An 18,806-nucleotide genomic window follows, 5' to 3' on the forward strand; every position below is an offset into this window, starting at 1 on the left:
GACGCTTCGGAGCGTCGAAGGCTCGAAGAATGCGTGAAAGAGCCGATCCGGACGCCGGGCCGCATCCAATCGTTCGGGATGCTGTTCGTGGTCGATGTGGCCACCTACGAGATCGTCACCGCGAGCGAGAACGCCGCCGAATGGCTGGGCCGCTCCGTCTCCGAGCTGGGCAGCCCGACGCTCGAGTGGAGCGTGACCGCGCAGACGCACGGGGACCCGATCCGGATCGACCTGCAGGGCGCGCCGTATGACGCGATCACGCACCGCCTCGGTGAGCAGGTGCTGATCGAGCTGGAGCCCACCGACGCACCCGACGTGCCGAACTCGTCCGTCGTCGCCGCGATCCGGTCGCTCGGCCTGCTGGCGGATGCGGACGCACTGCGCCAGGCGGCCGCCGACGAGGTGAAGCGCATCAGCGGCTTCGACCGTGTGATGGTGTACCGCTTCTTCGAGGACGGCCACGGCGAGGTCGCGGGGGAGGCGTCCGAACCCGACATGGAGTCGTACCGCGGCCTGCACTTCCCGGCGTCGGACATCCCGCAGCAGGCGCGCTCGCTCTACCTCACCAAGCTCTCGCGCCAGATCGTCAGCACGGAGGACGCGGGCACGCCGCTCGTCTCGGTGGCCGAGTCCGCACCGCTCGATCTCAGCAGTGCCGAGCTGCGCGCCGTGTCGCCCCACCACCTGCAGTTCATGCGCAACATGGGCCAGGCGTCGACCGTCTCCTTCTCGCTCATCCAGGACGACCGCCTGGTCGGCATGATCACATGCGCGCATCGCACCCAGCGCCGGATGCCGATCCTGCTCCGCCGTGCGCTGGAGGTGCTGGCGGCGCAGCTGACCCTGCAGCTCGGCGCGCTCGAGTCGATCGGGCGGCTGCGCCGCGACCTGACCATCCGGGAGCAGCGGGCGGCGGTACTCGCCGGCGTCCCGTCCTCCGACGACCCGCTGCTGACGCTCGTCGAGAGCGGCGAGGAGCTCCGCCGGCTGGTCGGCGCCGACGGCGCGATCCTCGCGCTGGACGGCGTCAGCCGCAGCATCGGCGACGTGCCGCTGATCGACCGCAGCCTGCTCCTTGCGGCCACGGGCACCGAGTCGCTGAGCACGAACGAACTGGAGCGCTCGCACCCCGGACTCGCGGCGCTGATGCCGGGGTTCGCCGGGCTGATGGTCGTGCCGGTGGGCGCCCACGGCGTCCTGCTGTTCTTCCGCCACGAAGTGACCCGCGTGATCCGCTGGCTGGGCGACCAGACCGCCGCCAACCGCGAGACCGCCCTGTCTCCGCGACGCTCGTTCTCCGAGTGGCGCCAGAGCGTCGAGGGCAGCGCGCTGCCCTGGGGCTCCGTCGCCGAGGAGGCCCGCGAGCTGGGCCGCGACCTGGCGCGTGCGCTCGACCGCCGCCGGGAGGCGCAGCTCGCCCAGCTCGCGATGATCGACCACCTGACCGGGCTGCACAACCGCCGGTCGTTCGAGCACGAGCTCGAGAAGGCCGTCTCGGCGGGGGAGGGCGGCGTGCTGCTGTTCCTCGACCTCGACGGGTTCAAGTCGATCAACGACCGGCACGGGCACGAGACGGGGGATGCGGTGCTCCGCACGATCGCCCGGCGCCTCACCCGGGACAGCCGCTCGTCCGACGTCATCTCGCGTCTTGCCGGCGACGAGTTCGTCGTGCTGAGCGGCGGCACCGGCCACGAGGACGGGGAGGCGTTCGCCGCCCGCCTGGTGCGCGACATCGCCGACCCGATCGACACGGCCCGCGGCCCGATGACGGTCACCGCGTCGTGCGGCGTCATCACGATCGAGCCGGGGAAGACGGCGAAGCAGCTCGTGGATGCGGCGGATGCGGCCATGTACCGCGCGAAGAACTCCGGCCGCAACCGCGTCTCCCTCTGATCCCGCGGCCGTCGTCCGCGTAGGCTGCGCGGCATGCCGGATCCGATGCACTTCGATCGCCACGCCGCGCTCTACGACCGCGCGCGGCCGCCGTACCCGGACAGCCTCCGCGACCGGTTGCGGCAGCTCGGGCTCCTGACGCCCGGACGCCGCGCCCTCGACCTCGGGGCCGGCAGCGGTCAGGCGACACGACTGCTGGTGGACGCAGGGATGGACGTCACCGCCGTCGAGCCGGGTCCGGCCCTCGCGGACATCCTGCAGCAGCGGTTCCCCCAGGTGCACGTCGTCCGTTCCACGGCCGAGGAGTACGTACCGGAGCCGGGTTCCCTCGACCTCGTCACGATCGCGACCGCTGTGCACTGGTTCGACCTCGACCGTGTCCTCCCGTCGCTCCGGCAGGCGCTCGCGCCCGGTGGCCGCGTCGCCGTCTGGCGCACCGTGTACGGCGACACGAGCGTGCCGCCGTCGCTTTTCCGCGAACGCGTCCAGGCCATCGCCGACCGGCGGGACGCTCCGGCACGGCCCGGGCCCGACGAGACGGAGACGGAGGCGTGGGCGCGGCTGCTGACCGCCGGAGGGCTGTTCGTCGTCGACCATCGCGAGGAGCTCGGCTGGAGCATCGTGCTCGACGCCGACGGCATCCAGGCGCTCTTCACCACCTTCAGCGACTGGTCGGAGGCCGAGGCCGAGCAGGCGGCGGAGGCCGTCCGCGAGCTGGGCGGGACGGTCGTCGAGCGCTACGTGACGCCGCTCATCGTGCTCGCTCCGGCCGGCTGACCGGCCCCGGAGCGGCACCCCTGTCGATCCGCGGTCTTCCCGTTCGACGTCTGGTCAGGAGATCATCCGAGACGAAGGAGGACATGTCATGAGCGAGTTCATCATCCTGATCCAGGGGGACGCGCAGCGCTGGGAGTCGATGAGCGAGGCCGACCGCGCCGAGATCGATGCGGCGCACCGCACGTTCCGGCAGCGCGCGGGGGAGGCGATCCTCGCCTCCGGCGAGCTCCAGGGACCGCGGACTGCGGTGACGCTGCGCGGCGGCGCGGACGGCGAGCCGATCGCGGTCGACGGCCCGTTCACCGAGGCGAAGGAGGTCGTCGGCGGGTTCTACGTGATCGACGTCCCCGACCGGGAGGCGGCCGTCGCGCTCGCCTCGCTGCTCGCGGAGGCCCGGCACGACCACAGCGGGGTGCAGGTGCAGCCGCTCGTCGATCACAGCGCCGAGCAGCGTGCCGAGGCGGAGGCCCGGGAGGCTTCAGCACCGGTCGCCGGGTAGTGGTTCCCCCGGGATGCCGTCCGTTCGCGTCGGGTTGAGACGTATCCGTTCGAAGGATTTCGTTTCCGCGTCGGGGCCGGCATCCCCGGGCCTCGACAACGCTATCGAGCCGCGGGCCGTGTCCCCAATTCGGCGGACAGAAACCGTCAACAGTTGACGGGGTGGACGGCCCGTCTACGACGACGCCGCCCGCCTCCGAGGGGGAGACGGGCGGCGTCGTCGCGTGATCAGTTGAACTTCCTCCGGTACTTCACGATGGCGTACGCGTAGGCGGCGACGAGGATGCCGACCAGCCACGCCAGCGCCACCCAGATGTCCGTGCCCACCGGCTGGCCGGAGAACAGCGCCCGGATCGTGTCGACGATGGAGGTGACGGGCTGGTTCTCCGCGAACCAGGCCACCGGCGCCGGCATCGACTCGGTCGGGACGAAGGCCGAGCTGATGAAGGGCAGGAAGATCAGCGGGTAGCTGAACGCGCTCGCGCCGTCCACCGTCTTCGCCGAGAGCCCCGCGATCACGGCGATCCAGGTCAGTGCCAGCGTGAACAGGATCAGGATGCCCGCGACCGCGAGCCAGGCTCCGACGGAGGCCCCGGTGCGGAACCCCATGATCAGCGCGACGCCGATCACCAGCGCGACCGAGATGACGTTCGCGACGAGCGACGTCAGCACGTGCGCCCAGAGGACGGACGAGCGGGCGATCGGCATCGACTGGAACCGTTCGAAGATGCCGCCCTGCAGGTCGAGGAACAGCCGGTACGCCGTGTAGGCGATCCCCGAGGCGATGGTGATCAGCAGGATGCCCGGCAGCATGTAGTCGATGTACGACTCGCCGGAGCCGATGCGGATCGCGCCGCCGAGCACGTAGACGAACAGCAGCATCAGCGCGATCGGGGTGACCGCGGTGGTGATGATCGTGTCCGGGCTGCGGAGGATGTGGCGCAGCGAACGGCCCGTGAGGGTGCGCGTGTCGCTGAGGACGTAGGTGCTCATCAGAGTTCCTTCCGTGAGGTGCCGGTCTCGTCTCCGACGAGGGCGAGGAAGACCTCCTCGAGGGTGGGCTGCTTCTCGACGTACTCGACCGTGGCCGACGGGAGGAGCTTCTTCAGTTCGGCGAGCGTGCCGTTCTGGATGATGGTGCCCTGGTGCAGGATCGCGATCCGGTCGGCCAGCTGCTCCGCCTCGTCGAGGTACTGCGTGGTGAGGAGCACCGTGGTGCCGCTCCGGGCGAGACCGGTGATGGTCTCCCAGACCTCGATCCTCGCCTGCGGGTCGAGGCCGGTCGTCGGCTCGTCGAGGAACACGATCGGCGGCTCGCCGATCAGGCTCATCGCGATGTCGAGCCGCCGGCGCATGCCGCCGGAGTAGGTTCCGGCTTTGCGGTCGCCCGCCTCGGTGAGCGAGAACCGCTCCAGCATCCGGTCGGCGACGGCGCCCGCGTCGCGCAGGTGCCGGAGCTTCGCCACCAGGATGAGGTTCTCGCGTCCGGTGAGCACCTCGTCCACCGCCGCGAACTGGCCGGTGAGGCTGAGCGATCTCCGTACGTCCGCCGGGGCGGACGCCACGTCGAACCCGTGCACGGAGGCGGCGCCGCCGTCGGCCGCGATCAGGGTGGCGAGGATGCGGACGAGCGTGGTCTTGCCTGCGCCGTTGGAGCCGAGGAGGGCGAAGATGGTGCCCGGCGCGACCTCGAAGTCGACGCCGCGCAGCACCTCCAGGTCCTTGAACGACTTCGTGATGCCCTGGACCCGGATGGCCGGTTCGAGTGTTGCGGTGCTCATGCGTTCTTCCCCTTCGTTTCCTCGTCGACGGCCGTGTCGATCGCCTGGGTGAGGCGGTCCCGCTCCTTGTCCATCCACCGTTGGCCCGTGTAGGCCTCGGTGAACGTCTGGGCGAACTCGGCCGGGTCGTCGCCGACCAGCTCGCGGATGGGCGTGCCGTCCGTCGCCGCGCGCTCCCACAGGTCGGCGAAGTCGCCCAGCATGGTGACCAGCACCTCGCCGTCGACCAGGCCGCCCTGGTACATGAAGTAGCGGTGGAAGGCCTTGGCGGAACCGCGGTAGGGCTCCGGGAGCGCGTCGATGCGCGCGACGTACTGCTTGTACTGCTTCTTCTGCTCGAGCGAGCCGGTGAGGGCTTCGAACCACTTCGCTGCCATGATCAGTCGTTCCCTTCGGTGTCTGCGGCGTCCGCCGCTGTGTCGGTGCTGTCGGTGCTGGTGCTGCTGTCGGTGCTGTCGGTGCTGTCGCCGTGGAGCCGCTGGATGCGCTGCGAGAGGAACTCCCACGTCGTCCAGAACTCGTCGAGCTGCGCGCGGCCCTGGTCGTTGAGGGAGAACACCTTGCGCGGCGGACCCTTCTCGGACGGGACCTTCGTCACGTCGACGAATCCGCGCTGCTCGATCCGGACGAGGAGCGCGTACACGGTGCCCTCGACGAGGTCGGTGAAGCCCTGGTCCCGCAGGCGGCCGGTGATCTCGTACCCGTACGCCGGCCGGTCCGCGAGGATCGCGAGGACCATGCCTTCGAGAGTGCCCTTCAGCATCTCCGTCATCTGGTTGCCCATCGGGTCAGCTCCTACTCAGTGATGTTGACTACTGGTAGAAAGTAACACTGAGTACCGGTACTTGGCAACACTGAATACCGAAGAATTTCGGGGGGATGCGAAACAGGGGACTGCGCGTCAGCCGCGGTGGCCGAGATGCTGGCGGGTCAGCTCCGCCATCTCCTCGTCGCTCAGCTCGTCCAGGCGCCGGCCCTCGCGGCGGTCCAGGCGCATCCAGCGCACGAAGAGCAGGACGAGCACCGGCACGTCCGCGATCTCGGCGATGAACCACAGCAGGTCGCCGGAGAGGTGCTGGTCGTGCAGGGGAGTGGGGAACCAGAGTGGCAGCCGGCCGAGGATCGCCGGCGCGTGATCGAGCACCCCGTCGTTGAGCCGCAGCAGCAGCCCGGGGATCGCGTCGAGCAGCAGCTCGACGAACGCCAGCAGGAACTCCACCGTGATGAAGAACCCGGTGCGGATGACCGAGTGGGCGGCGATCGGGAGCACCAGCAGCAGCCCGCACAGCGGAACCAGGACCGAGATCGACCACTCGGACCACACCGAGTCGCGGAGGATCGCCGCGACCGGCGTCAGGAACACCAGGAACACCGCGCAGGCGAAGGCGGGCGCGAAGATCGCGTTGCCGAACACCCGCGCGGGCCACGACCGCGTCGCCCGGTCGGCGCGCCGACGGCCTACGGGTCCCAGCGCCACCCGGGCGAGCGCAATAGGCCGGCCGAGGCTGACGAGGGCGGGCACGACGAACAGGAGCAGCGCGATCCGGGTCGTGAACGCCCAGCGCAGGTCGGTGCTCTCCGCCCCGAGGAACCCGAAGGAGACGACGGCGTACGACCCGAGTCCGAGCGCCAGGAAGGCCACCGTGAGCCGGGCGGGCCAGCGGTGGCCGCGCGCCCGCAGCCGGAGCACCCCCAGCAGGTAGAGCGCAGCGGCCGCGGCCAGCAGGGCTGCCGCGGCGGGGTCGAACGACCAGGTCGTCAGGAGGACGGAGAGGGGTGGCGTGGGCTGCTCCGATCGGTGGGCGTCGTGCTCCCATTCTCACCCGTCCGGCGCTGTGCTCCGTGCCGCGCGCCGTGCGAAGCTGAGCGCATGCAGCTCCTGACCGAGGGCGTGTACCGCCTGCAGAAGGCGACCGGCGCCAACGCCTACCTGATCGACACTGGCGACTCGTCGGTCGTCGTGGACACCGGGACGCGCGGGGGAGCGTCCGCCCTGGCCGCCGAGCTGCGCGACGAGCGCGGGGTGTCGCCGGTGACCGACATCGTGCTGACGCACTACGACCCGGACCACGCGGGCACGGCGGCGGTGCTGCAGCGGCAGACCGGCGCACGGGTGTGGATCGGCGAGAGGGATGCGCGCATCCTGCGCGGTCAGGATGCACCGCCGACCCGGTTCCGCCGCTTCCTCGCCCGGGTGTGGCCGCGGAGCGAGGTGCCCGCCGACCTCCAGGAGCTGTCCGCCACGGAGGAGACCGAGGTCGCGCCCGGAGTGGTCGCCATCCCGGCGCCCGGCCACACGCCGGGACACGTCATCGTGGCGTGGCGCGGCATCGTGTTCGCGGGCGACTCGGTGCGCGTGTCGAAGGGCCGCCTGGTACAGATGCCGGGCGTGCTCACCAGCGACCGGGCACAGGCGGAGGAGACGGAACGTCTCATCGCCGCCCGCTCACCCCGCCTCGTCTGCCCGGGCCACGGCAAGCCGGGGCGCATCACGGCCTGACGGCGCCGGCGCCGGCGCCGCGTGCCGCGTGTCTCCGCGCCTACGGCACCACGATCTCGAAGTCCGGGTCGCCCGGGTCGAGCACCGCGGTGAGCCGCGTCAGCACACTGGCGTCGCCGTCGAGGGTGAGACCCGGGGATGCGGTGTCTCCGGCGGCGAGGGCCAGGAACCGCGGGTGCGTCGCCGTCAGGTGCAGCTGCGCATCCGCGGCGGGCTCCTTCTCGACGTGCACCAGGACCCCGTTGTGCAGGGTGATGCGGAAGCTGCGGCCCAGGTCGCTGAACGTGACGTCCATCGCCAGGTCGAGGTCCCAGGCCGCCGGACCGTCGATCTGGATCGCGATGGCGTCGAAGAGCTGGTCGGGGGAGAGGTGGGCGACGATCGTCGGCGCGTTGGCCTGGATCGGCGTCCCGAAGTTGCCGTCGCGCAGCTCGGTGGCGCCGGAGAGGTAGAAGTTGCGCCAGGTGGCGTTCTCCGCGCCGTAGCCGAGCTGCTCGTAGGTGTCCGCGAGCAGCGCCTTCGCCTCGTCGTTCTGCGGATCGGCGAACACGGCCGTGTCGAGCACGGTCGCCGCCCAGCGGTAGTCGCCGGCGGCGTAGGCCTCCCGGCCGCCGGCGATCAGCGCATCCACCCCGCCGACGAGCGCCGCCCAGCGCTGCGCCTGCTCCACCGGGGGATGCGGCCACAGCCGCGACGGGTTCCCGTCGAAGAACCCCATGTAGCGCTGGTAGATCGCCCGGACGTTGTGCGACACCGAGCCGTAGTATCCGTGCGTGCTCCACTCCGCCTCCAGCGCCGGCGGCATCCGGAAGCCCTCGGCGATCTCGGCGCCGTTCAGCCCCTGGTTGAGCAGCCGCAGTGTCTGGTCGTGCAGGTAGGCGTACAGGTCGCGCTGCACGCCCAGGAAGTGGAGGATGCGGTCGTTGCCCCAGGTGGGCCAGTGGTGGGAGGCGAACAGCACATCCGACCGGCCGGCGAACTGCTCGATCGCCTCGGTGAGGTACCGCGACCACATCCGCGGATCGCGCACGAGCGCGCCGCGCAGCGTGAGCAGATTGTGGAGGTTGTGAGTAGCGTTCTCGGCCATGCACAGCGCCCGGAAGCGCGGCAGGTAGAAGTGCATCTCCGCCGGCGCCTCCGAGTTCGGGGCGAGCTGGAACTCGAACTCGACCCCGTCGATGGTGTGCCGGAGGTTCTCCGGAGTGATGCTCAGGGTCGGCGGCAGGATCCCCGGGGTGCCGATGGAGTTCGTCGGGCCCAGGCCCGAGCCGACCTGGCCGAGCGGGCCGCGGGGGAGCACGGCGCCGTACATGTAGCTCGCCCGCCGGGCCATCGCGGTGCCCGCGTAGACGTTCTCCTCGATGGCATGCTCGAGGAACCCCTCCGGCGCGACGACGGCGACCCGGCCCGCCTCGACGTCAGCCGGGTCGACGATGCCGAGCACGCCGCCGAAGTGGTCGATGTGCGAGTGGGTGAAGATCACGGCGGCCACCGGCCGGTCGCCGCGGTGCGCCCGGTAGAGCTCGAGCGCCGCCGCGGCGGTCTCCTGCGACACCAGCGGGTCCACGACGATGACGCCGGTGTCGCCCTCGATGAGCGACATCACCGACAAGTCGAACCCCCGCACCTGGTACAACCCGTCGACCACCTCGTACAGCCCGTGGCGCCGGATGAGCTCGCCCTGCCTCCACAGGCTCGGGTTCACGGAGTCGGGCGCGTCCCCGGTGAGGAACTCGAAGTCGGAGGGGTCGAACACCACCGTCCCGTCGGCGCGCCGGATCGCGGGGTCGTCGCGGGTGCCCAGGAAGCCGCGGTCAGCGTCCGCGAAGTCCGCGGTGTCGCGGAACTCCGCTCGGTCGAGCCACGCCCGGTTCGCGGTGACGATGGATTCGGTCGGCTGGTTCTGCGGCATGTCACGCCCTCCCGTGATGGTGCGGTTTCTGCGCACAGCATCCCGTCGGACGGCGGTCCGCGGCTAGACCGCATCGCGGGTCAGAGCCGCAGGCGCCGCTCCACGATGGCGGAGGAGACCACCGAGATGCCCTGCCGGTTGCGTCGCGCGTGGTCGCGGATCAGCTCGAACGCCCGGTCGATCGACACGCCACGGGTCTGGGCGACGACGCCCTTCGCCTGTTCGATCACGATGCGGCTGTTCAGCGCGAACTGCAGCTGCTGACGGATCGCGTCGCTCTCCGCCAGTGTGCGCTGGTGCAGGATGCCGATGGTCGCCACATCGGCGAAGGCCTGGGCCGCGACCAGGTCGTCTTCGGGCAGGTCGCCGGGGGAGGTGCGGAAGAGGTTGAGCGTGCCGATGGTCTGATCGCGAAGGCGCATGGGGATCGCGTCGATCGCCGCGAAGCCCTGCTCGTCGGCGCGCTCACGGAACGCCTGCCAGCGCTCGGGGACCTCTGAGATGTCCGGCACCGACACCACGGCCCCCGAGGTGAAGCTCTCGATGCACGGGCCGGCGTAGGCGCTCAGCTGCATCACCTCGACCAGCCGGCTGGCTTCGCTGGTGGACGCGATCAGGTCCAGTTCGCCCCTCTCGTCGGCGAGCATCACGCCCGCCGCCGACGCGCCGAGCCAGCGGCTCGACGAATCGACGAGGTTCTGCAGCAGGTCCACGACGTCGTAGTCGGCGACCATCGTGTCCGCCAGGCCGGCGAACGCCCGCAGCATGCCCTGCTCCCTTGTCAGCGTCATCGCGGCCCGCTCCCGCCTGCGTTCGAGCTCCCGAAATCGAGCCGTCCCTCGAGGACCTCCCGGGAGACCTCCATCATCGATCGATCGGTCGCGTAGGCGTGCGCCTGAATGATCATCAGTGCGTCGTCGGCGTCGACATCCAGCTGGGCCAGCACCATCCCGGTGGCCTGGTGCACGACCCGGCGCGAGAACGGGTTGTCGTCCTGCGACCGGAGTTCGTCGGACATCGTGCTCAGGGCGTCGTGCAGGATGCGGCGGGCCGCCAGCTCCGCGAGCCGGCCGGCGTGCCGGGTGTCCGCTTCGTCCAGCATCAGCGGTTCCCGGGCGTACATGTCGACCGCGCCGATCTGGAGCGGACCGATGAGCATCGGGAAGGCGAACAGTGCGGCGACGCCGACGTCCAGCGCAGCGGGACTGAACGTCGGCCAGAGCGACGTCGGTCGTTCCCTCAGGTCCGGTTCGAACACCGGGCGGCGCGAGCGCAGTGCATCCCAGCACGGCCCCTCGCCGAGGTCGAACTGCAGTTCATCGAGGCGGGCGGCGACAGTATCGCTGGCGGACACCGTCTCCGTGCCGAGGAGGTCGCCGATGGTCGAGACCGCGGTTCCCGCCACGGGGAGCGCCTCCATGAAGACACGGGCGTAGTCGTCGCGCGCCAGCTCCGTATCGTGCCCGTCGTCGCTCATGCGGCCGCTCTCCATTCCGCCAACGCTATCGAATCCATCACGCTCAGGAGTGCCGCGGCCGCAGATCCTGCAGATGCGGCGATGCGGTCGCGAGGGTGATGGAGTCGGTCTCGATCGTGGTCACGCTGTCCTCCGTCATGATCAGCAGACCCTTCGAGCTGTTGGCGGAGTTCATCAGTGCTTCGACCCAGTCGGAGTTGATCTTCGGGAAGCGGCTGCCGCTGAACTTGAAGTACAGGTTCTGGGTGGGGTGGATCCAGATGGAACTGTGGCCGTCTCCGGTCTCGGGCGAGTCCCGCCACGCCATGAAGAAGCTCTCCCCGCGGCGGACCTTCTGCGCGATGACGATCTGCAGGTGGGCGAGCAGCCGGTCTTCGAACTCGATCACGACCCCGTCGTAGCGCAGCGTGCCCATGGGGTGCTCCCTTCGATCCCCTCCACGTCAACTGTGCTCGCGCGCCGCGGGAAAGTCCATATCCAGATCGGGCCAGTCGGCGGCCAGGTCGGCGAACGAGAACGGGACGCCGTGGGGCATGGCGAGCAGTGCGGAGCGCGTCCGCAGATCGTCGAGCGTGGCCCGGTCGGCCAGCTCGGCGCGATCGGTCGCCGGGACGGACGCTTCGTGTTCTGTGACGGGTGCGTCGGCGGTGGCGGTGTCCACCGTGCTGGCATCCATCAGCCAGCCCACCATGAAGGCCGCCCGGCCGACGCCGCCGCCGGGAAGCGCCACGGGGATGTCGACCACGTCGACCTGACCCCGGCGCGCCAGTTCGAGGGCGTACGACTGCACCGCTTCGGCGATCGCGGTGCCGGTGTGGAAGGACGCGGATCGCGTCGCAACGGTTTTCATGTCCCCTCCTTTCGTCGTGAGACGCCAGGGTCCGGGCATGTCTTCACTGAGTACGTAACCCGCGTCGGTGGGAGCAGTCAAGCGGGTGCTGCACCATGAGATCCGGGCTGCTGTCGAAATCCCCGGTCGGTGTTCGTAGCAGGGGTGAGGCCGGCACTGCCGGAGGCAACGCGATCCAGGGAGGATGTGACCATGCAGTATCTCGTCAACGTCATCGACAACCGCAGCGAATCGGGGACCGAGGAGGAGGCCGTCGCCATCGACGCCTTCAACGACCGTCTGCGCGCGGGCGGTCATTGGGTGTTCGCCGCGGGGCTCGCCGATCCGACCGTATCCACCGTCATCGACGGCCGCGGCGAGGAGCCGGTCTTCACCGACGGCCCGTTCGTGGAGACCAAGGAGTGGGCGGCCGGATTCTGGATCATCGAGGCCTCCGACCTCGACGTCGCACTGTCGCTCATGGCCGACGGCTCGAAGGCGTGCAACCGCCGGCTCGAGCTGCGACCCCTGCTGGTCGCGTGACCGACGCGCGTGACGCGCTCACCCGGGCACACCGCGAGGAGTGGTCCCGGGTGGTCGCGACGCTCGCCAAGCGGTTCGGCAGCCTGGACATCGCCGAGGAGGCGGCCGCGGAGGCGTTCGCAGTCGCCGCCGAGCGCTGGCCGGCCGACGGCATCCCGCCGAGCCCGGGCGCGTGGCTGAGCACCACCGCAACGCGCAAGGCCATCGACCGGCTACGCCGGGAGGGCGTCGGAGAAGCGAGACAGAGGGAGGCGCTGCTCGTGCACGATCCGCACCCTGCGCCGGTCGGCGCGATCGATGACGACCGGCTGCGGCTCATCTTCACCTGCTGCCACCCGGCGCTGTCCGTCGAGGCCCGCGTGGCTCTGACGCTGCGCATGGTCGGCGGTCTTTCGGTGCCGGAGATCGCCCGCGCGTTCCTGGTGCAGGACACCACGATGGGCGCCCGCATCACCCGAGCCAAGGCCAAGATCGCCGCTGCGCGCATCCCGTACCGGGTGCCGGCCCGCGAGGACCTGCCGCGCCGGGTGGATGCGGTGCTCACCGTCCTCTTCCTCATCTTCAACGAGGGGTACCTGGCCTCGAGCGCGGACGCCGGGCCGGTCCGTGCGGAGCTCACCGGCGAGGCCCTGCGGATGGCACGGCTGCTGCACACCCTGCTCCCGCACGACGGCGAGGTCGCCGGGCTGCTGGCGTTGATGCTGCTCATCGAGGCTCGGCGTGATGCGCGGGTGTCGTCCGCCGGCGAGCTGGTCCCGCTGGGGGAGCAGGACCGTGGCGTCTGGGATGCGCGGCTCATCGCGGAGGGACACGCCCTGGTGCGCGAACGGCTGGCGTCCGGTGTCGCGCCCGGGCGCCACCAGCTGCTCGCGGCGATCAACGCGGTGCACACGGACGGCGAGACGACCGACTGGACCCAGGTCGTCGCCCTCTACGACCAGCTGGTGCGGCTCGACCCGTCGCCGATCGTCCGCCTGAACCGGGCGGTCGCCCTCGGCGAGCGCGACGGCGCCGCGTCGGCCCTCTCCGAGTTCGACGCGCTCGAACCGGAGCTGTCGGGTTACCACGCGTATCAGGCGGCGCGGGCGGCCCTGCTGGTGCGCGTGGGACGCCTGGCGGAGGCGCGCGACGCGTACGACGCCGCGATCGCGACAACGGCGAACCGCGCCGAGATCGCCTACCTCGCCCGGCGGCGCGACGACCTCTGAGGGTCGTCACTTCTTGGCCAGCGTTCCGACCTTCTGACCGCCGTTGGCGTACACGACGAGCTCGTCGCCCGACACTTTCGCCGTGTGCGCGCGGCTCAGCCACGGGTTGACGCCCTCGCACGCCTTCAGGGTGGACGCGAACGGCCCGAACGTGAAGGTGTCGCCGCTCACGGTGCCCGTGCCGGAGAGCTCGTTGCAGCCGTCCGACCCGGAGAAACCCCCGTCCGCGGTGATCGTCAGGTGGGGCTGCCCGGTGGCGGTCGAACCCCACGAGCCGGTGAACCCGGAACCCGCCGACGAGCATCCACCCAGGGCGAGCGCGCTGAGCGCGACCAGGACGGTGAGGGTCACGGTGAGCTTGCGCGTGCGAATCATGGGATCACCGTAGAGCGCGGGCGCCGTCGGCAGTAGACAGCCGTCAGCGGGCGCCCACCCCGGTCGCGTCCATCCGGCCGTTCGGGTCGTAGACGACCCGGTACCCATCGCGGAGCACGCGCTCCGTCCCGGCGTCGAGTGGCACGGCGAGCCACTCGCGCGGCGCAAGGTCGATCTCCACCTGGAGCCCCGACGGCAGGCGGTAGCGGCGCTCACGGACCGGCCCCCATCGGGCGTCGCGGAGGTGCGCGGCGCCGCGGAGGACCGGCGCGAAGCTGTCGCTCCGTGCGAGTCGGTCCGGATCGGACGTGACGATCACCACATCCACATCGCTCGCCATCCGCTCGGCGCCCCGGGCGTACGACCCGACGAGGATGACGGCCTCGACGGCCGTGTCGGTCGCCGCCCAGTCCGCGAACCTGCCGAGCAAGCGCGCCACCTCGCGCCGGCGGCCTTTGAGACGAGCGGTCACGCCGCCATGATGCCACGCGGCGCGACCGCCATGCCCCCGCACACGATCGTCGGAGATCTGCGATCGTTCGTCGGAGATTCGAGACGTTCCGCCCGAAATCTCCCTCCACAAAGCGTTGCGTCGGAGATTTGGAACCCTTTCTCCGACGATAGTGTGACGAGCATCCCGGCCAACGCCCATATCCACCGCCCGCACTCACACCCCGAGGAGCACGATGCCCATCCGACTCGACAACGTCGGCATCGCCGTCAGCGACATCGAGGCGACCATCGCCTTCTTCACCGACCTCGGCCTCACCCTGGTCGGCCGGGACACCGTGAGCGGCGAGTGGGCGGACACGGCCGTCGGCCTGGACGGCAACCACGCCAAGATCGCAGTGCTGCAGACCCCGGACGGCTACGGCCGCATCGAACTGTTCGAGTACCTGCACCCGGATGCGATCCCGACGACCCCGACGCTCGCCAACGAGATCGGGATGCACCGCGTGGCCTTCTCCGTCGACGACATCGACGAGTCACTCGCGATCGCGGCCCGGCACGGCTACCTTCCCCTGCGCGGCGTGGCGAACTACCAGGACGTCTACAAGCTCACCTACCTGCGCGGTCCCGACGGCTTCCTGCTGATGCTCGCCCAGGCGCTCGGACCCGCCTCAGACTGACCGGGAACCGCCCGTCACCGCCCTCTCACGACCTTGAACGCGTAGTCCGTGAGCGCGTACGGCGTGGCGAGCACCGTGGCGCCGTCGGTCATCGTGATCGCCTGACCGGAGAGCAGCGACTGGTGGCCCGCCGAGTTGTAGGCGCTGATCTCGTCGAAGTAGACCGTCCCGAACCCGGCGAGCGTCTGCCCGGGCCGGAGGACCCCATCCCTCGTCACCCCCGCATCCACCGTGACGGCCGGAGGGTAGCCCGTGTCCACGCTCACGCTCATCGTCTGGCCGGTCGTCTCGTTCGTGAAGAAGTAGGCGGCCGTGCCCGCCGCGTTGGTGTTCAGGCAGAGGGATGCGCTGATCACGTCGCCGGGGCGCACGCCGAGCCCGATGGTCCCCACGCCCTGCGCCCAGAGTGAGCACGTCACCGTCTGGGCCGCGTTCACCGTCAGCTGCGTGTGCACGTCGAGGAAGCCGAGTCCCGCGAAGACGTGGATGCTGTTTATGCCGAACGGGTCCGGGTCGAACCGGAGGTCGGGGACCGTCCAGGTGAGGAAGAGGGACGTGAAGGGACCGGCGCTGCTGGTGAGGGAGTAGCCGCACGAGTCGACGGGGTCCGGTCCGAGCGCGGGACCTGTGCCCGGCAGCGGGGGAGACGGCTCGATCACCAGCGGCGGCAGGTGCTCGAAGTCGCGGTAGTGCGTGGCTTTCCTTTCCCAGAGCGCAGCCAGATCGGGTTCGGAACCGCGGTCCGGCCGGCGGGGCAGTCCGTGCCGGGCCAGCTCCTGTGGTGCCGCGTCGAACGGGTCGAAGCCCGCCGGGGCCGGGTCGTGCAGGTGCACACGCGCGGCATGCGGTTCGGTGTGGTCGTCCATGTTTGCGCCCGCTCTCTCGATCGGGCACAAGCTACTCCCCAGCGGCCGCCCCCGGGCAGACAGAAGGCTGGGTCAGAACCGGGTGAGGCCGTTCCCGATGATGACCGTGCCGATCACCGTCGCGACGACGATCGCGATGGTGGTGTCGTTTCGGAGCAGCCAGCGCTGGGTCGCGGCCAGTGCCGGACGGGCCTTGTCCGGCCGGATCAGCGCGAACAGCGCGGGCGTGGCCACCGAGCTGGCGCCGATCACGACGTACACCGCGATGGCGATGACGTCCTGCGACACCGGGAGCTGCGCCGGGCCGATCACGAGGCCGGCCGCGATGGCGAGCAGGACGGACTTCGGCCGGATGTTGAGCCCGAAGCCCAGTCCCAGAGCCGGCAGCGTGCGGATCCGGCCGAGGGCCACCATCCAGCGGGGGAGCGACTCGCGTTCCGCCGCCTGCGGGTGGCGGCGCACCTCGATCACCGCGTAGACGAGCAGGGCGATGCCCACCACGATCTCCAGCACGCCGACGAAGGGCTCCGGGCCGGTGGAGGTGTTCGCCGGGATGGCGTGCAGGAAGATCGCGAACAGCGACGTGATGATGACGAGGCCGACCACGTAGCCGACGACGAAGAGCGTGGGCACCAGCGGCCGAGACGACTCCAGCAGCAGTACCAGCACGGCGAGGATCGGGACGGAGCTCAGCGCGACCGCGACAGCCAGCGGCAGAAGCTGTCCGATGACGCTCAGCATGCGACCCTCCTCGCCGCTGAGGCTACGGCAGCCCCGCCCCTCCCGGACAGGCCCCACCTCCGCCATCGCTTCCTCACTTGATCCGCGTGCGGCCGGCGTGTCGCGGGATCAACTGAGGAATGGATTCAGGGGAGGCCGATGAAGGAACGGAACGCGTCCCGGCCGGTGACCTCGATCGGATCGCCGCGTACGAAATCGTCCGGCGTCAGGATCAGGCGCTGGTCGACGGCCAGGGCGTCACGACGTGCGACCCGCTTGGTCCCGTTCGTCCGGTAACCGACCTTGCGGCTGACGGCGAGGGATGCGGGGTTGTCGGTGAACGCGCCCGACACGATCTCCTCCGCATCCAGGTGGTCGAACACGAACGCGCAGACGGCCTGCCGCATCCGCGTGCCGATGCCCCGTCCCTGGTACTGCAGACCCAGCCAGGACCCGGTCTCGCCCGAGCGCGTGACGAGGTAGTCCTGTGTGGAGAAGGCCTGCGTGCCGACGGTCACCCCGTCGTCCTCGACGGCGAACTCGAGCGTCCAGGCGCTGCGCGACCACCTTGCGCGCGTACCCCAGTGGTACTGCGCGAACTCTGTGGGCAGTCGGTCGGCGGGCGCGTCCGTCCACGGATAGTAGAACGGCATCCGTTCGGGGTCGTGGACTCCAGCGGCCGCGACCTGGATCAGCCGCGGAAGAACCTCGTCGGTGATCGGGCGCAGGGTCAGCGACCCCGCCCGGATGGTGACGCCGAACGGAGGGAACGCGCTGGAGAGGTCTGACACGGTCACCGCCCCAGCATTTCAGACCCCGCGCCGGAACGTCCGCACTCGGATCACCGGCGACCGCCGCCGAGCGACGACAGGCCGGGGACCAGGATGTCCACGAGCAGCCGCGCGTAGTCCCCGTGCGGATCGAGATCGGGGTCGAACACCGTCACGGAGGCGCCGATCGCATCCGGGGCGAGGGCACGCAGAAGGTCCGTGAGCTGGGAGGCGGTGATCCCGCCGTCGTCCGGGCTGTCCACCGCCGGCATGATCGACGGGTCGAGCACATCCACGTCGACCTGCACCCAGTAGTCGGGTCCCGCCGCCCTCCGCAGCTGCTCGCTCACCGCCTCCACCCCGACCTCGGAGAGGGCGGCGGCGGGCAGCACGCACCCGAGCCGTTCGCGCGCTTCGGCAGCGTACTCATCGTCCGCGCGGTGCCCGATGTGCGCGGCGCGGCGGGGTTCGACATAGGGGGAGAGGCCCCCGAGGTCGGACAGTCCGCTCCAGTGCAGGCCGACGGCGGCGGCCAGGTCCTCTCCGGCCACGCTGCCGCACGCGTCGCTGTTGCCCGGGTGACGGAAGTCGGTGTGGCCGTCGATGTGGATGAGTCCCGCGCGCCCGCGCCGAGCGGTCGCCACCCCGGCGCCCAGGAGCACGCTGCAGTCGCCACCGACGACGAGGGGAGTGCGGCCGTCGCCCCAGACGCGCCCGATCCGTTCGGCGAGCCGCCACGTGTGATCGACCAGGGGGTCCTGATTCCGGACCCTCCCCGGTGCGCGCGTCGCGTCGTCGTCCACGTAGCGGCCGGGCAGCACCACACCGCCGTCGCGCGCACCCGCCGACGAGAGCCGGTCGTACAGCCCGGCCTCGCGCAGAGCCTCGGGGGCCTTCGCCGCGCCGGGGACGCCGCCGGGCTGCGGTGGCCGGAGTCCCAGGTTGCTGGGAGCGGAGACGAGCGTGATCATCGCGACCACTCTATGAGGTCTGTGCCACGGCGTCCCCGGCGACGGATCGGCGTAGCTTCGAGGGATGGACGTTCAGGTACGGCCCGAGGTGATCATCTTGTGCGGCCTCCCCGGATCAGGCAAGACGACGTTCGCGCGCAAGCTGGAGCGGGAGAGGGGCGCGGTCCGTTTCAGCACCGACGAGTGGATGGCTGATCTCGGCTTCGACTACTTCGACCAGGTCCGCGACCGGCTGCAGGCGCGCCTCGACAGATTGTGGAGGCAACTGGTCGAACACCAGGTCAGCGTCATCCTCGAGGACGGAAGCTGGAAGCGCGGGGAACGCGACGAGATCCGCCGCTTCGCGAGCGCACGCCAGGCCAGCGCGGAACTCCACTACTTCGACATCCCGTTGGACGTTCTGCGGAGCCGGCTCGACGCCCGCAACGCGTCCCCGGCGCATGGGGTCGTGCCGATAACACAGGAGGTCCTCGAGGAGAGCGTGCACAGGTTCGAAGCGCCTGAGCCGGCCGAGCTCGTGTTGTTCGACGCGTACACCGTGCACACCGCTGGCTGA

Annotated in this window: 24 protein-coding genes; 8 read left to right on the forward strand and 16 right to left on the reverse strand. The window is 70.5% G+C overall.

The genetic code is table 11. The features are described 5' to 3' along the window. The first annotated feature begins 33 nt into the window (after positions 1–33). From J2W45_RS04265 to J2W45_RS04275, 3 genes are all read left to right on the forward strand, one after another. The gene (locus tag J2W45_RS04265; protein WP_310129286.1) at positions 34–1,893 is read left to right on the forward strand and encodes a diguanylate cyclase domain-containing protein; all 1,860 of its coding nucleotides are present in this window, start codon (positions 34–36) and stop codon (positions 1,891–1,893) included. A gap of 33 nt (positions 1,894–1,926) precedes the next feature. Then, the gene (locus tag J2W45_RS04270) at positions 1,927–2,670 is read left to right on the forward strand and encodes a class I SAM-dependent methyltransferase (protein ID WP_310129287.1); all 744 of its coding nucleotides are present in this window, start codon (positions 1,927–1,929) and stop codon (positions 2,668–2,670) included. Positions 2,671–2,758: 88 nt separating this feature from the next. After that, the gene (locus tag J2W45_RS04275) at positions 2,759–3,169 is read left to right on the forward strand and encodes a YciI family protein (protein WP_310129289.1); all 411 of its coding nucleotides are present in this window, start codon (positions 2,759–2,761) and stop codon (positions 3,167–3,169) included. A 227-nt stretch (positions 3,170–3,396) separates the two neighbouring features. Here the strand turns inward: J2W45_RS04275 and J2W45_RS04280 are convergent, their stop codons facing one another. The 5 genes from J2W45_RS04280 to J2W45_RS04300 all read right to left on the reverse strand — a co-directional run bounded on the left by J2W45_RS04280 (position 3,397) and on the right by J2W45_RS04300 (position 6,711). Then, positions 3,397–4,161 carry an ABC transporter permease gene (locus J2W45_RS04280; RefSeq protein ID WP_310129291.1) on the reverse strand — a complete coding sequence of 255 codons (765 nt, stop codon included), beginning with the start codon at positions 4,159–4,161 and terminating at the stop codon, positions 3,397–3,399. Next, a complete protein-coding gene (locus J2W45_RS04285; RefSeq protein ID WP_310129294.1) occupies positions 4,161–4,949 on the reverse strand; it encodes an ABC transporter ATP-binding protein in 789 nt (262 codons plus the stop codon). Before J2W45_RS04285 ends, J2W45_RS04280 begins: the two co-directional genes overlap by 1 nt. Beyond that, complete coding sequence (locus tag J2W45_RS04290) at positions 4,946–5,326, reverse strand: DUF1048 domain-containing protein (protein ID WP_310129295.1); 381 nt, start codon at positions 5,324–5,326, stop codon at positions 4,946–4,948. The genes J2W45_RS04285 and J2W45_RS04290 overlap by 4 nt, the downstream gene beginning before the upstream one ends. 2 nt (positions 5,327–5,328) lie before the next feature. Beyond that, positions 5,329–5,733, reverse strand: coding sequence for a PadR family transcriptional regulator (locus J2W45_RS04295; protein WP_310129296.1), 405 nt, complete (start codon positions 5,731–5,733; stop codon positions 5,329–5,331). A gap of 117 nt (positions 5,734–5,850) precedes the next feature. After that, positions 5,851–6,711, reverse strand: coding sequence for a cytochrome c oxidase assembly protein (locus tag J2W45_RS04300; protein ID WP_310134911.1), 861 nt, complete (start codon positions 6,709–6,711; stop codon positions 5,851–5,853). A gap of 108 nt (positions 6,712–6,819) precedes the next feature. Here J2W45_RS04300 and J2W45_RS04305 point away from each other — a divergent pair, with 108 nt between their 5' ends. Beyond that, a complete protein-coding gene (locus J2W45_RS04305; RefSeq protein ID WP_310129297.1) occupies positions 6,820–7,449 on the forward strand; it encodes an MBL fold metallo-hydrolase in 630 nt (209 codons plus the stop codon). A 40-nt stretch (positions 7,450–7,489) separates the two neighbouring features. Here the strand turns inward: J2W45_RS04305 and J2W45_RS04310 are convergent, their stop codons facing one another. From J2W45_RS04310 to J2W45_RS04330, 5 genes are all read right to left on the reverse strand, one after another. Next, positions 7,490–9,361 (reverse strand): alkyl/aryl-sulfatase, encoded by a 1,872-nt coding sequence (locus J2W45_RS04310; protein WP_310129298.1) that lies wholly within the window; start codon positions 9,359–9,361, stop codon positions 7,490–7,492. Between the two features lie 80 nt (positions 9,362–9,441). After that, positions 9,442–10,152, reverse strand: a complete 711-nt coding sequence (locus J2W45_RS04315; protein WP_310129300.1) for a GAF and ANTAR domain-containing protein — start codon at positions 10,150–10,152, stop codon at positions 9,442–9,444. Continuing rightward, a complete protein-coding gene (locus J2W45_RS04320) occupies positions 10,149–10,853 on the reverse strand; it encodes a GAF and ANTAR domain-containing protein (protein ID WP_310129301.1) in 705 nt (234 codons plus the stop codon). Before J2W45_RS04320 ends, J2W45_RS04315 begins: the two co-directional genes overlap by 4 nt. A 28-nt stretch (positions 10,854–10,881) precedes the next feature. Next, positions 10,882–11,253, reverse strand: coding sequence for a DUF7882 family protein (locus J2W45_RS04325; protein WP_310129303.1), 372 nt, complete (start codon positions 11,251–11,253; stop codon positions 10,882–10,884). Positions 11,254–11,280: 27 nt separating this feature from the next. Then, positions 11,281–11,688, reverse strand: a complete 408-nt coding sequence (locus J2W45_RS04330; RefSeq protein WP_310129304.1) for a hypothetical protein — start codon at positions 11,686–11,688, stop codon at positions 11,281–11,283. A 192-nt stretch (positions 11,689–11,880) separates the two neighbouring features. On the opposite strand from J2W45_RS04330, the gene J2W45_RS04335 reads away from it, so the two are divergent. Both J2W45_RS04335 and J2W45_RS04340 read left to right on the forward strand, forming a co-directional pair. After that, complete coding sequence (locus J2W45_RS04335) at positions 11,881–12,210, forward strand: YciI family protein (protein WP_310129306.1); 330 nt, start codon at positions 11,881–11,883, stop codon at positions 12,208–12,210. Continuing rightward, a complete protein-coding gene (locus tag J2W45_RS04340; RefSeq protein ID WP_310129308.1) occupies positions 12,207–13,418 on the forward strand; it encodes an RNA polymerase sigma factor in 1,212 nt (403 codons plus the stop codon). Before J2W45_RS04335 ends, J2W45_RS04340 begins: the two co-directional genes overlap by 4 nt. Before the next feature lie 6 nt (positions 13,419–13,424). On the opposite strand, the gene J2W45_RS04345 is transcribed toward J2W45_RS04340, so the two are convergent. Next, positions 13,425–13,793 carry an META domain-containing protein gene (locus tag J2W45_RS04345; RefSeq protein WP_310129310.1) on the reverse strand — a complete coding sequence of 123 codons (369 nt, stop codon included), beginning with the start codon at positions 13,791–13,793 and terminating at the stop codon, positions 13,425–13,427. 43 nt (positions 13,794–13,836) lie between these two features. Next, positions 13,837–14,265, reverse strand: coding sequence for a nucleotidyltransferase domain-containing protein (locus J2W45_RS04350; RefSeq protein WP_310129311.1), 429 nt, complete (start codon positions 14,263–14,265; stop codon positions 13,837–13,839). 214 nt (positions 14,266–14,479) lie between these two features. Here J2W45_RS04350 and J2W45_RS04355 point away from each other — a divergent pair, with 214 nt between their 5' ends. Further along, positions 14,480–14,923, forward strand: coding sequence for a VOC family protein (locus tag J2W45_RS04355; RefSeq protein WP_310129313.1), 444 nt, complete (start codon positions 14,480–14,482; stop codon positions 14,921–14,923). Between the two features lie 14 nt (positions 14,924–14,937). Here the strand turns inward: J2W45_RS04355 and J2W45_RS04360 are convergent, their stop codons facing one another. From J2W45_RS04360 to J2W45_RS04375, 4 genes are all read right to left on the reverse strand, one after another. Beyond that, positions 14,938–15,789, reverse strand: coding sequence for a G1 family glutamic endopeptidase (locus J2W45_RS04360; protein ID WP_310129315.1), 852 nt, complete (start codon positions 15,787–15,789; stop codon positions 14,938–14,940). A gap of 72 nt (positions 15,790–15,861) precedes the next feature. After that, a complete protein-coding gene (locus J2W45_RS04365) occupies positions 15,862–16,530 on the reverse strand; it encodes a GAP family protein (protein ID WP_310129317.1) in 669 nt (222 codons plus the stop codon). A 125-nt stretch (positions 16,531–16,655) separates the two neighbouring features. After that, the gene (locus tag J2W45_RS04370) at positions 16,656–17,306 is read right to left on the reverse strand and encodes a GNAT family N-acetyltransferase (RefSeq protein WP_310129320.1); all 651 of its coding nucleotides are present in this window, start codon (positions 17,304–17,306) and stop codon (positions 16,656–16,658) included. Between the two features lie 44 nt (positions 17,307–17,350). Then, on the reverse strand, positions 17,351–18,250 hold the full coding sequence (locus J2W45_RS04375; RefSeq protein WP_310129321.1) for an arginase family protein: 900 nt from the start codon (positions 18,248–18,250) through the stop codon (positions 17,351–17,353). Positions 18,251–18,314: 64 nt separating this feature from the next. Between J2W45_RS04375 and J2W45_RS04380 the strand changes: the two genes are divergently transcribed. Next, entirely contained in the window at positions 18,315–18,806 is a 492-nt protein-coding gene (locus tag J2W45_RS04380) for a P-loop nucleotide/nucleoside kinase family protein (RefSeq protein ID WP_310129323.1), read from the forward strand.

The organism is Leifsonia shinshuensis (assembly GCF_031456835.1).
Taxonomy (GTDB): domain Bacteria; phylum Actinomycetota; class Actinomycetes; order Actinomycetales; family Microbacteriaceae; genus Leifsonia; species Leifsonia shinshuensis_C.